General features: G+C 68.0%; 12 protein-coding genes. 5 read left to right on the top strand and 7 right to left on the bottom strand.

Annotation, left to right across the window (positions count from 1 at the left end):
* Positions 1–13: 13 nt before the first annotated feature.
* Positions 14–670 (bottom strand): zf-HC2 domain-containing protein, encoded by a 657-nt coding sequence (locus tag AB0N75_RS00615; RefSeq protein WP_364643635.1) that lies wholly within the window; start codon positions 668–670, stop codon positions 14–16.
* Complete coding sequence (locus AB0N75_RS00610; RefSeq protein WP_364643632.1) at positions 667–1,164, bottom strand: sigma-70 family RNA polymerase sigma factor; 498 nt, start codon at positions 1,162–1,164, stop codon at positions 667–669. Before AB0N75_RS00610 ends, AB0N75_RS00615 begins: the two co-directional genes overlap by 4 nt.
* Positions 1,165–1,416: 252 nt before the next feature.
* On the opposite strand from AB0N75_RS00610, the gene AB0N75_RS00605 reads away from it, so the two are divergent.
* Complete coding sequence (locus AB0N75_RS00605) at positions 1,417–1,962, top strand: hypothetical protein (protein WP_364643629.1); 546 nt, start codon at positions 1,417–1,419, stop codon at positions 1,960–1,962.
* Positions 1,963–2,173: 211 nt separating this feature from the next.
* Positions 2,174–2,548 (top strand): UPF0758 domain-containing protein, encoded by a 375-nt coding sequence (locus AB0N75_RS00600; RefSeq protein ID WP_364643626.1) that lies wholly within the window; start codon positions 2,174–2,176, stop codon positions 2,546–2,548.
* Here the strand turns inward: AB0N75_RS00600 and AB0N75_RS00595 are convergent.
* From AB0N75_RS00595 to AB0N75_RS00575, 5 genes are all read right to left on the bottom strand, one after another.
* The gene (locus AB0N75_RS00595) at positions 2,478–2,897 is read right to left on the bottom strand and encodes a MerR family transcriptional regulator (RefSeq protein ID WP_364643623.1); all 420 of its coding nucleotides are present in this window, start codon (positions 2,895–2,897) and stop codon (positions 2,478–2,480) included. The two genes, AB0N75_RS00600 and AB0N75_RS00595, sit on opposite strands and share 71 nt — an antisense overlap.
* 68 nt (positions 2,898–2,965) lie before the next feature.
* Positions 2,966–3,931: a DnaJ C-terminal domain-containing protein gene (locus tag AB0N75_RS00590; protein WP_364643620.1), complete on the bottom strand. Its 966-nt coding sequence runs from the start codon at positions 3,929–3,931 to the stop codon at positions 2,966–2,968.
* 128 nt (positions 3,932–4,059) lie between these two features.
* Entirely contained in the window at positions 4,060–4,731 is a 672-nt protein-coding gene (locus AB0N75_RS00585; RefSeq protein WP_364643617.1) for a nucleotide exchange factor GrpE, read from the bottom strand.
* Between the two features lie 2 nt (positions 4,732–4,733).
* Positions 4,734–6,602 carry a molecular chaperone DnaK gene (gene dnaK, locus AB0N75_RS00580; RefSeq protein ID WP_364643614.1) on the bottom strand — a complete coding sequence of 623 codons (1,869 nt, stop codon included), beginning with the start codon at positions 6,600–6,602 and terminating at the stop codon, positions 4,734–4,736.
* 262 nt (positions 6,603–6,864) lie between these two features.
* On the bottom strand, positions 6,865–9,009 hold the full coding sequence (locus tag AB0N75_RS00575; RefSeq protein WP_364643611.1) for an MMPL family transporter: 2,145 nt from the start codon (positions 9,007–9,009) through the stop codon (positions 6,865–6,867).
* Between the two features lie 121 nt (positions 9,010–9,130).
* Here AB0N75_RS00575 and AB0N75_RS00570 point away from each other — a divergent pair, with 121 nt between their 5' ends.
* From AB0N75_RS00570 to AB0N75_RS00560, 3 genes are read left to right on the top strand one after another with little or no spacing between them, the layout of a single operon-like run.
* Positions 9,131–9,685 (top strand): MarR family transcriptional regulator, encoded by a 555-nt coding sequence (locus AB0N75_RS00570; protein ID WP_364643608.1) that lies wholly within the window; start codon positions 9,131–9,133, stop codon positions 9,683–9,685.
* A 57-nt stretch (positions 9,686–9,742) separates the two neighbouring features.
* Positions 9,743–10,549, top strand: coding sequence for a methyltransferase domain-containing protein (locus AB0N75_RS00565; RefSeq protein ID WP_364643605.1), 807 nt, complete (start codon positions 9,743–9,745; stop codon positions 10,547–10,549).
* Positions 10,550–10,572: 23 nt separating this feature from the next.
* Entirely contained in the window at positions 10,573–12,180 is a 1,608-nt protein-coding gene (locus AB0N75_RS00560) for an NAD(P)/FAD-dependent oxidoreductase (RefSeq protein WP_364643602.1), read from the top strand.
* Positions 12,181–12,198: the final 18 nt, after the last annotated feature.

Raw genomic sequence — 12,198 nt, 5'->3', positions numbered from 1 at the left:
GCCAAACACGGACTCAGTTGGTGGTCACTGCCGCCAGCGTCGCATCCGCGTCGTTGCGCAGTTCCACCATGGCGATCTCTTCGGTGTCCATGGCGCAGGATGCGGTGAGGGTGGCCCGGCCGGCCGGCGTGGCCTGCCAGGAAGCCACCTGGTAGGTGTAGCCGGATTTGCCGGTTACCCACAGGGTCAGGATGCCGTCCTGGGGCAGCTTCTCCCCGGCCACGTCCATCTCCGTTCCCCAGGTCTTGGGCACCAGGGCCAGCTCAACCTGCAGGCCGCCGTCCGCAGTCATGGTGTAGGTATCCGACGGCGCCTGCTGCTGCTGGGCCAGCAGCGGCCCGACCGATGCCCCGGCCACCAGGCACACCCCCGCCACTGCCGCCACCAGCCCGGTCCACCGGCGTCGTTCCTTCCGGCGCCGCAGGGCCAGTTCATCGACGAGTTCGCGGGTGCGTTCCTCGAGTTCGTGCGGCGGCGGGGACTCCAGTTCCAGCGCCGCGTCGCGCGGCAGCGCATCCAGCAGATCCGGCAGCGAGTCCAGTTCGGCGGCGTCACGCCGGCACTCCAGGCAGTCCGCCAGATGCTCTTCGAACGCCGCCCGCTCATGACGGTCCAGCCCGCCCAGGATATAGAGGCCGAGCAGTTGGTGCTGTTCCTCGCTGGTGTTCACGGCTGACCCACCCCCATCTCATCCAGTACCGACCGCAGGGCCTTCGCCGCGTAAAACGCCCGCGACTTCACGGTGCCCAGCGGAATGCCCAGCGACTGAGCGGCCTCGGCAGCGGTGAGCCGCTGGTAGTGCAGGGCCAAAATGATGTTGCGGTGGTCCGTACTTATTCGTGCCAGGGCTTCCTCCATGACTACGCGCAGCAAGAGCCGATCAAACTGGTCTTCTTCAACGGCGGGCTCGTCCTCGCCCCAACCGGTCTCCTCCGGCCGCCGGCTGCGGCGCCGGTATCCGTCGATGATGACGCGCCGGGCGGTCTGGTAGAGGTAGCCGCGCATGTTCTCCGTTTCCGGGCCGCGCTTCCACACCCGCAGGATCGTTTCCTGGACAACGTCCTCCACTTGGTCCGCGTTGGAGGTGGCGGCGCGCACGAACCGCCGCAGTGCCGGAGCATGCTCGCGGTAGAGGCGGGCCACAGCCTCGTCATCGAGTGACACGGCCGCCTCCTCCCCTGCCGGGAACCCGCCCTGTCGGTCACCGGCGGCGCCGGTGCCGTCCCGGCCCTTCTACCCAGTACGACGACGGCGGCGGCCTTCCGGTTCAGCCGCGCCCACAATCTCCCGCGCTAAAAATCTCATTTGCGCGGCGTTGAACCATTGTGGGCGCCTGCGCCGTCTTTTCCAATAGCGGGTCGCGCCCCGCGGCACCGCACCCCGGGCAGCACCCGGGAGGACGGCAAAGGAACCCACATGAAAATCACACAGACAGCCCGGGCCGCCCTGCTGGTCGCTGGCATGCTGGTCCTGGCCGGTTGCGGCGGCGGCTCCGGCACGCAGGCGCCCGCCACGACACAAGCGCCGCCGGCGAGCGAATCCGGAATGGCCACAGAATCGTCGTCACCCCAGATGTCGGAGGGCGGGCAGTCCGGCGGCGAAATGGCCGGCACTACCGACACGCTGGCCACCGCGGACACCAACCTCGGCAAAATCGTCGTGGACGGGGCCGGCATGACCGTCTACTACTTCACCAAAGACGTTCCCGACTCGGGCAAGAGCGCTTGCACTGGCGATTGCTTGGCAGCGTGGCCGCCGGTGCTGGCCGAGACAGAGCCGAATCTCGACGGGGTTACCGCCAAAGTGGGGCTTATCGACACTCCCGACGGGAAGCACCAAGTCACCCTCAACGGCATGCCCATCTACTACTGGGCCCAGGACAAAGCCCCCGGCGACACCACCGGGCAGGACGTCAACGAGGTCTGGTACGTGGTTGCCCCCAACGGAGACATGATCAAGTAATCCGCGCCACCATCCGCCCGCAGCTGCCCAGTTTCGGGCAGGGTAGCTGCGGGTTCCCTTCCCTCGGCCCGTCCGACTGCGCTCCCCGCTCCGTGCCGGGGCAGGCCCCGCCGGCGCAGTCTGCCTCCACAGGCGCGGATCGGGAAACGGATGTGCACATTCACCAGGCGCGGGCCGGTTGGCAGGGCGGCCGCGGTCTTACCGTGAAGCCATGAACAGCCATACCAGCATTGCCGAGATGCCCGAAGAAGACCGGCCGCGGGAGCGCCTTGCCCGATTCGGAATGCGCCGGCTGCGCGACGCCGAAGTCATGGCGCTGGTGGTCGGCTCCGGATCGCGGACGGCCAGCAGCGTCGAACTGGCGCACGTGGTCCTGAAGAAACTGGGAGGTCCGGCCGGGCTGCGGCAGGCCTCGGTCGAGGATCTGCTGGCCGTCCCGGGGGTGGGCGGGGCGCTGGCCGCCCGGATTGCCGGAGCCATGGAACTGGCGCGACGGGCGGCCGCCCGCGAGCGGATCAGCGCTGCGGGCGCCAAACCACCATCGCCTGGCTGCGCGGACGAGGCCGCTGGCCGCGGACCAGACTGACCACGTCGCCGGCCAGCCCCGCGGCGAACACACGGCTGGAGTCGGTGCGGCGCTGCCTGGCCATCAGCTCCTCGGACAGGTCCTGGACCTGGGCCCGCAGGGCTGCGACCTCGTTCTGAAGCTGGAGGATCCGCTTGATCCCTTCCAGCGAGACGCCTTCCTGGGACAGCCGCTGGACTTCGCGCAGCGTGTTCACATCCTGCTGTGAGTAGCGGCGCTGCCTGCCCCGCTGGCGCGATGGGGAGACCAAGCCGAGGCGGTCGTACTGGCGCAGGGTCTGCGGGTGCATGTCGGCCAGTTCGGCGGCCACCGAAATCACGAAAATCGGCGCATTCATATCTATACCCACGGTGCTCTCCCTCCTGCGCTCTGCGCGTTAGCCGCCCGGCCCTTCCGGTCTGCTGAAACTCCGACCCGCTACAACCGTGCCTTCGCGGCAAGGTTGCCGCGCGGATCGGAACCGGCGGTCGCCGCCGCGAAGGCGTTGACCGCGTCTTCGGCCTCCTTGCCAAGATTCTGCGGAACCACCACGTCGATGGTGACCAGCAAGTCGCCGGTGTTCTTTGCGGTCTTCACTCCGCGCCCCTTCACGCGCAGCGTCCGACCGGACGGCGTTCCGGCCGGGACCTTGACCTTGACGAATTCACCGGCCAGCGTGGGCACTTCGATCTGAGCCCCCAGCGCGGCCTCCGGGAAGGTCACCGGGACGTGGATCCGGATGTTGTCGCCGTCGCGCTGGAAAAAGGTGTGAGGCTTGACGTTGACGGTCACCATCAGGTCGCCTGCACCGGCCGGACCCGGCTGGCCCTTGCCGCGGACGCGGACCTTCTGCCCGTCCTTAATGCCGGCGGGGATCCGCACGTCGATGACTTCGCCGCTGGGCTCGCGCAATCCGATCGTGGTGCCGTTGATGGAACCGGCAAAGGAAATGCTGGTGCTCGCGGTGCGGTCCGCACCCTTGCGCGGCGCCTGCTGCTGGTAGCCGCCGAAACCGCCGAACAGGTCGGCGAACTCCGGCGGAACGTTTCCCGGGGAGCTGGTGCGGGTGCGGGTGCCTTGGCCGAACAGGTTGCCGAAAATGTCCTCGAAGCCGCCGGCGCCCGGCCCGCCGGCTCCGCCCGGGCCTCCGGCGCTGAAGCGGGCGCCGCTGCCCATCGCCCGGATCGCGTCGTATTGTTCGCGTTCCTCCGGGTCGGACAGCACGGAGTATGCCTCGGAGACGTCCTTGAACTTCTTCTCCGACGCGGCGTCGCCCGAGTTGGTGTCCGGATGGTGCGTCCGGGCCAGTTTGCGGTACGCCTTCTTGATGTCGGCGTCGGACGCATCTTTGGAGACACCGAGGATCTTGTAGAAGTCTTTCTCGACCCAGTCCTGGCTAGCCATGCAGGCGCCTCCTCTCAGTTTCACAAAAGTCTATGGGCCTTCCGGCCCGGACGATGACGGGTTGGCCTCCGGCGGACCGGAAACCAACCCGTCATCTGTTCTGTAGCGTCATGGCACCCTGGCGGGCGTCATTCAGCCGGTACAGCCACTACTACCTGGGCGGCGCGCAGCACCCGGTCGCCCGACTTGTAGCCCAGGCGCAGGATCTGGCTGACCGAGTCCACTTCCACCTCTGCGTCGGGCTGCTGCATCAAGGCCTCGTGGATGTTCGGGTCGAACTCCACACCGGTCTCCTCGATACGGGTCAGGCCGTAGGTCTTGAGCACGCCGTCCAGCTTGGTGGCAATGGCCGCGAACGGGCCGTCGGCGAGGTCGCCGTGCTGGCGTGCCGCGTCGATGTCATCCAGGACCGGAAGCAGCGAGTTCAGCACCCCGATGACAGCCATTTCGCCGGCCACCGCACGGTCGCGTTCCACCCGCTTGCGGTAGTTCACGTACTCGGCTTGCAGCCGGAGCAGATCGTTCTTGAGCTCCTCGGCTTCCTGCGACGTGGTGCCTTGGGCGACGGACTCCCCCGCCGGGACCTCGGCCCCGTTGAGGATCTCCTCCGCCTGGGCCAGCGCATCCGCGTCCGCACCCTGACCGGCTGCGGGGGTCTCTCCGGCAGCCGGGTCCGGATTGCCACTGCCGGCATCGGCAGCCGCTCCGCGGACCTTTCCGGTCTCCGGATCGACCTTGCGGTTGTCCCGGAAGTTCACCGGCTCAGACTGGCGTTCTTCTTCGTTACCGTTTTCCGCCATGGTTACTTCTTCTCGTCTTCTTCGTCGACCACTTCGGCGTCCACGATGTCCTCGTCGGCGCCGGCCTCGGAGGCACCCTCACCGGCGGGAGCCCCGTCGGCACCGGCTGCGCCCGACTGGGCCTGCGAGTAGATGGCCTCGCCTAGCTTGGTCTGGGATGTCTGCAGCTTCTCGAACGCGGCCTTGACCTCGTCGTCGTTGTCCTGCTTTTCCAGGGCGGACTTCAGGGCGTCGACGTCGGCCTTGACCTCGGTCTTGACCTCTTCCGGCAGCTTGTCGTCGTTGTCGGCGAGCAGCTTGTCAACGGAGTAGGCCAACTGCTCGGCCGAGTTGCGGACGTCGGCGGCCTCGCGGCGCTTCTTGTCTTCGGCGGCGTGCTCTTCAGCTTCGCGGACCATGCGGTCGATGTCGTCCTTGGACAGCGCGGTGCCGCCGGTGATGGTCATCGACTGCTCGGCCCCGGTGCCCTTGTCCTTGGCGGAGACGTGCACAATGCCGTTGGCGTCGATGTCGAAGGTCACCTCGACCTGAGGCACTCCGCGCGGAGCCGGGGCGATGCCGGTCAGCTCGAAGGTGCCCAGCGGCTTGTTGTCGCGGGTGAACTCGCGCTCGCCCTGGAAGACCTGGATGGCCACGGACGGCTGGTTGTCGTCCGCCGTCGTGAAGGTCTCGGACCGCTTGGTCGGGATCGCCGTGTTGCGCTCGATCAGGTGCGTCATGATGCCGCCCTTGGTCTCGATGCCCAGCGACAGCGGGGTGACGTCGATCAGCAGCACGTCCTTGCGCTCGCCCTTCAGGACGCCGGCTTGGAGGGCTGCACCCACGGCCACGACCTCGTCCGGGTTCACGCCCTTGTTCGGCTCCTTGCCGCCGGCCATTTCCTTGACCAGGTCAACCACGGCCGGCATGCGGGTGGAGCCGCCCACCAGGACGATGTGGTCGATGTCGGAAACCTTGATGCCGGCTTCCTTGATCACGTCGTGGAAAGGCTTCTTGGTCCGGTCCAGCAGGTCCTTGGTCAGGTCCTGGAACTTCGCACGGCTGAGGTGCTCGTCCAGGTGCACCGGGCCCTCCGGGGTGACCGAGAGGTACTGCAGCGAGATGTTGGTGGAGGAGGCGGAGGAGAGTTCCTTCTTGGCCTGCTCGGCTGCCTCCTTCAGACGCTGCAAGGCGATCTTGTCCTTGGACAGGTCTGCACCCTTGGCCTTGGCCTGCTGCAGCAGGAAGTCCACTACGCGCTGGTCCCAGTCGTCGCCGCCGAGGCGGTTGTCGCCCGAGGTGGCGCGGACCTGGATGGTGGAGAAGTCGTCCTCGTCCTTGCCGACTTCCAGCAGGGACACATCGAAGGTGCCGCCGCCGAGGTCGAAGACCAGGATGAGTTCGTCTTCCTTGCCCTTGTCCAGGCCGTAGGCCAGCGCGGCGGCGGTCGGCTCGTTGACAATGCGCAGGACGTTCAGGCCGGCAATTTCGCCGGCTTCCTTGGTGGACTGGCGCTCGGCGTCGTTGAAGTACGCCGGCACGGTGATCACCGCGTCGGTGACCTTCTCACCCAGGTAGGACTCGGCGTCGTGCTTGAGCTTCTGCAGCACACGGGCGGAGATTTCCTGCGCGGTGTAGTTCTTGCCGTCGATCTCCACCTTCCAGTCGGTGCCCATGTGGCGCTTGACCGAGGAGATGGTGCGCTCAATGTTGTTCACGGCCTGGCGCTTGGCGATCTCGCCAACCAGCACCTCGCCGGACTTGGAAAAAGCGACAACGGACGGAGTGGTGCGGCCACCCTCGGCGTTGGCAATGACGGTGGGTTCGCCACCTTCCAGAACAGAAACAACGGAGTTGGTGGTTCCGAGGTCGATACCTACTGCACGAGACATACGCGTGTCCTTCCTTTGCGGCCGCTGCGGCGGCCTTGTTCACTGTGGCGGCCCGGTCGTCGGGGTTGAACCGACGGCTGCCGCCGGGGAACGGCGGCTGTTGAGCCTTCTGCACTCAAGTTTACTCGCGCCCATGGCTTTGTCAACCAAGTTGAGCGCACCTCGCTCAACTTTGCGGATTTGACGTGGGACGACGACGGCGGGGTGCTGGTGGTTCCCCTCGCCCTCCGCCGTGGATCAGCGGCCCGCCGCCGCGCCGGTCTCAGTCCGCGGCGTGTCCGCTGCCCGCTCCCACCAGTTCGCGCTCCCGCGACTCTTTCCGGGCGAGCTTGGACGGCCACCAAATGTTCGGCCCAATGTCGTACGACAGCGCCGGGATCAGCAGCGAGCGCACCAGCACCGTGTCCAGCAGGACGCCCAAGGCCACGATGAACGCGAGCTGGCCCAGGAACAGAATCGGGATGACGCCGAGGGCGGCAAAGGTAGCAGCCAGCACCACGCCGGCCGAGGTAATCACGCCACCCGTGGAGCCGAGGCCGCGCAGGATGCCTGGCCGGGTGCCCAGCCGGAGCGATTCTTCCCGCACGCGGGTCATCAGGAAGATGTTGTAGTCGATCCCCAGCGCCACCAGGAAGACGAAGCCGTACAGCGGCACCGTGGCATCCGCGCCTGGGAACCCGAAGACATGGTTGAAGACCAGCGCGGAGACGCCCAGCGCAGTCAGGTAGGACAGCGCCACGGACAGGATCAGCAGCACCGGCGCCAGGATGGAGCGCAGCAGCAAGATCAGGATGAGCAGGATGACGCTGAGCACCATCGGGGTGATCTTCAGCAGGTCGGCCTGAGCCGTGACGTTCGTGTCCAGCGCTACCGCCGTGACGCCGCCGACCAAGGCCTGCGGATCGGCCGCGTCCAGCGCGGAGCGCAGGTCGGCAACTGTGGCCTCGGCCGCGTCGGAATCCGGCACATCCTCCAGCGTCGCATTGATCATCACCCGGCCGTCAAGCTCCACCACCTGGTCGTCACGGGTGAAGAACTCGGCGGAGGCGACCCCGTCCTCGCCGCGGACCACCTCCAGCACCTGATCCCGCTTGCCGCTGTCGGCGACGACGACTGCCGGGCTGCCGGCGCCGGCGTCGAAATGCCGGACCAGGGCGTCCTGCCCGTCCGCTGAATCCGTCTTCACCAGGACCAGCTCCGACTGCGGGACACCGTGGGCCTGCAGTTGCAGCACACCCGTCGCCCCGGCGACCAGCAGCAGCACCGAAACCATCCAGGTGGCCCGGGGCCTGCGGGCCACCAGGTTGGCCACCCGGAGCCACAACCCGCGCATGCCCTCGGTGCCGGCCACCGCGTTTTCGGACCGGGCCACGTGGGCGTGGTGCCCCGGGCGGGGCACGATGGGCCAAAAGGCGCTGCGGCCGGTCAACAGCAGGACCGCAGGGAGGAACGTCAGCGCCGCCAGCACCGCGAACACAATGCCGATGGCGGCGATCGGCCCCAGGCTTCGGTTGGAGTTCAGGTCGGAGAACAGCAGGCACAGCAGTGCCAGGATCACGGTGGCTCCGGAAGCGGCAATCGGTTCGACCGCGCCCCGGTAGGCGGCCTTCATCGCCGCCCACGTCGACTCCTGTTCCCCCAGCGCTTCGCGGTAGCGGGCCGTCAGCAACAACGCGTAGTCGGTGGCGGCGCCGATCACCAGGATGGACAGGATGCCTTGGCTCTGGCCGCTGAGCTGGATCCAGCCCTGCAGGGCAAACCAGTACACCACCAGGATGGCCGCGCAGAGCGCGAACACGGAGGTCAGCAGCACCAGGAACGGCAGCAGGAGGGCACGGTAGACCAGCAACAGGATCACGAACACGGCACCCAGCGCCACGCGCAGCAGCAATCCGTCAATGCCGCCGAAGGCCTCCACCAGATCGGCGATAAATCCGGCCGGGCCGGTCACATAGCCGGTGGCGGATTCCGGAAGCTCCGCCGCCAGCACCGCGCGCAGGTCGGTGACCACTTCGCCGGCATCCAGGTCCTCCTGCACCGGCACGATGAACTGCACCGCCTGGAAATCCTCGGACGGGATCGGCCCCACCACCTGATTCGCACCGCCGCGCTCCAGCCCGGCCGCCTCCGCCAACTGCCCGGCCAGCGGGGCATAGTCCGCCAGTTGCTGCGGCTGGATCGGCTCGTCGAATTCGACGACGGCGATGGCCGGCACCGCATCAGAGTCGCGGAAGCGCTCCTGCCATTCGCCTGCGGCGGTGGACTCGGCGCTGGCCGGCAGGAACCCGGCCTGGTCGTTGGTGGAGACGTCGGAGAGCTTGCCGAAAGTCGGCCCGCCGAGGCCGGCGGCAGCCAACCAGGCGACCACCACCAAGGCGGGGAGGAGCATTCTGAGCCAGCGGGCCATGGCGATCGATCCTTCGGAATCTAGGCGGCGGAAAACAAACTCCACTATAGAGTAGTTCCACCTTAGAGATAAACCCTGAGTGAACTATCCTGTTGATGGAATTGATCGAAGGGAGGGGCCCGTGGAACAACGCGCAGACCGGCTGATGCTGCTGTTGCAGGAGTTTGTCGTTGAAAGCGAGCGCTACGTTGAGGCGGTCAGCGAGCGGGATGCCCTGCACCGCACCGACCTCAACGCCCTCGCGGCCATGGTCCGGGCCGCCGCGGCCGGCCGGACCGTTACTCCCGGCCTGCTGCGGACCGAACTCCACCTCAGCTCTCCCGCTACCACCGCCTTGGTCGACCGGCTGGACCGCTCCGGGCACGTCAATCGGACGCGCAGCGATACTGACCGCCGCAAGGTGCATCTGGAGCTGACGGACAAGGCCCGCGCCACCGGCGGCGCGATGTTTGCCCCGCTGGCCCGAAACATCGGCCAGGTGCTGGAAGGGTACCCGGCGGAGGACCGCCAGCGGCTTGCGGGTTTCCTGGCCGACATCATCACTGCAACATCGGCCGCCTGCGTGGAGGTCGCCGGCCGCGACGGGACGGCGGACGGCGATGGTCCCCCAGCCGCCGGCAACACGGGCCCAGCCGGCGGCCGGGAGCCGACCGGGCCCCCCGGCGTCGACCAATAGCGCAACATTCCGGCACGGCGGCTACGTGGCCGCAGGGGCGCAGAGTAGTCTCCCACTATGAAGGACGAGGTCTACTCCCACGGCCACCACAAGAGCGTGGTCAACGCCCATGCGATCCGCACCGCAGAGGACTGCGCAGCCTATCTTCTGCCCGAGCTCAAGCCCGGCATGATGTTGCTGGACGTGGGCTGCGGCCCCGGCAGCATTACCGTCGATTTGGCCGAACGGGTGGCGCCCGGGCAGGTTACCGGCCTGGACCGGTCCGACGATGTACTGACCCAGGCGGCCGAACTCGCGGCGCTGCGCGGCATCGAGAACGCCACGTTCGTCAGCGGCAACATCTACGACCTTGAGTTCGACGACGACACGTTCGACGTAGTGCACGCCCACCAGGTCCTGCAGCACCTGACGGATCCCGTGGCCGCGCTGTATGAGATGCGGCGGGTGGTCAAGCCCGGCGGCATCGTGGCGGTGCGGGACGCCGATTTCCACGGCATGAGCTGGTACCCGGAACTGCCGGAGCTCACCGACTGGATGGACACCTACCAGCAGATTGCCCGGGGCAACCGCGCAGAGCCGGACGCCGGCCGGCACCTGATTTCCTGGGCGCAGGCCGCGGGCTTCCGCGAGATCACGCCGTCGTCGTCCAATTGGCTGTACGCCACCGAAGAGCAGCGCCGCTGGCAGGGCGATGTATGGTCCGAGCGCGTCCTGCACTCGGCCTACGCGGAACAGTCCCTGGAACGCGGGCTGCTGGACCAGGCCGGGCTGGAGCGGATCGCGCAGGGCTGGCTGGCCTGGGCGGACGGCCCGGACGCCTGGTTCCTGATTCCCAACGGCGAGATCCTGGCCCGCAAGCCCTGACCCGGACGAGGGGACCGGCAGACATGCGCGGACAGTATGACGTAGTGGTCATCGGCGGCGGCCACAACGGCTTGGTCGCCGCCGCCTATCTGGCCCGCGCCGGGCAGAGCGTGCTGGTGCTCGAGCGCGAAGACCGGCTCGGCGGGGCCGCCGTCTCGGCGGAAGTCTTTCCCGGCACCGGGGCCCGCATCTCCCGCTACTCATATCTGGTCAGCCTGATGCCGCGGCGCATCATCGAGGACCTGGAGCTGGACCTGCGGCTGCTGCGCCGCCGCTACTCGTCCTACACCCCGCTGCCGGGCACGTCCGCCGGGCTGCTGGTGGACAACCACGACCCGGAGGCGACCCGCTCGTCCTTCGGCGCGGTGGGCGCCGCGGCAGACTTCGGCCCGTTCACCGAGTTCTACCGGCGCACCGGCAGGCTGGCCCAGGCAGTGTGGCCAACGGTCACCGACCCGCTGCCCCGCCGCTCCGACCTGCGCCGCCGGCTGGGCGATGACGAGTCCTGGAACGACTTCATCGAAACGCCGATCGGCGACGTCCTGGAACGCAGTTTTTCCTCGGACCTGGTCCGCGGCGTGGTCCTCACCGACGCGCTGATCAGCACGTTTACCCGCGCCAACGACAGCGACCTGCAGCAGAACAAATGCTTCCTCTACCATGTGATCGGCGGCGGCACCGGCGACTGGGACGTGCCCGAGGGCGGCATGGGCGCCGTCACCGCCGCGCTGGAAACGGCCGCCCGCAAGGCCGGTGCTGAACTGCGGACCTCGGCGGAGGCCACCTCCGTGACTCCGGGCGGAGAGGTGCGGTACGACGCCGGCGGGACCGAGGCCGTCGTCTCCGCGAAGTGGGTCCTCGCCAATGTCTCGCCCGCGGTCCTCAACGGACTGCTGGCCGCCGGCGGCGAGGAACCGGCTACGCGGCCCGGTCCCCCGCCGGAGGGCGCGCAGGCCAAAGTGAACCTGTTGTTGTCCCGGCTGCCGAAGCTGCGGGAGGGCGCAGTGGCGCCGGAGGCGGCCTTCGGCGGAACCTTCCACATCAACGAGCTGTACTCACAGCTGGAGCGGGCCTTCGCGGAAGGCGCCGCCGGACGGATCCCGGATCCGCTGCCCGCCGAAATCTACTGCCATTCCCTCACCGACCCGTCCATCCTCCCGCCTGGGCTGCAGGCATCCGGCGCCCAGACCCTCACCGTGTTCACGCTGCAGACCCCGCACCGGCTGCTCACCGAGGAGAACAACGACGCGACCCGTGCCCGGCTGCAGCAGGCCGTGCTGGACTCGCTCAACTCAGTGCTCGCCGAGCCGATCGAAGACTGCATCCTGCGCGACAGCCTCGGAGAGCCGTGCATCGAAACCAAGACCACGCTCGATCTTGAGCAAGCGCTCAACCTGACCGGCGGGAGCATTTTCCACGGCCCGCTCGACTGGCCGTTTGCCGAAGACGACGAGCCGCTGGACACCCCGGCGCAGCGCTGGGGAGTGGCCACGGCCCATGAACGGATCCTGCTCTGTGGAGCCGGTGCCCGCCGCGGCGGCGGTGTCAGCGGCCTCGGCGGCCACAACGCGGCGATGGCCGTGCTGGAGACGGGCGGGCCGGAAACGGACCTGCCGGAAGCTGGCGCGTAACCTCGTCGAGCCCCTGAG

It is taken from the genome of Arthrobacter sp. NPDC089319 (assembly GCF_040684925.1).
Taxonomy (GTDB): Bacteria; Actinomycetota; Actinomycetes; order Actinomycetales; family Micrococcaceae; genus Crystallibacter.
This window is presented reverse-complemented; position numbering and strand designations above follow the sequence as displayed.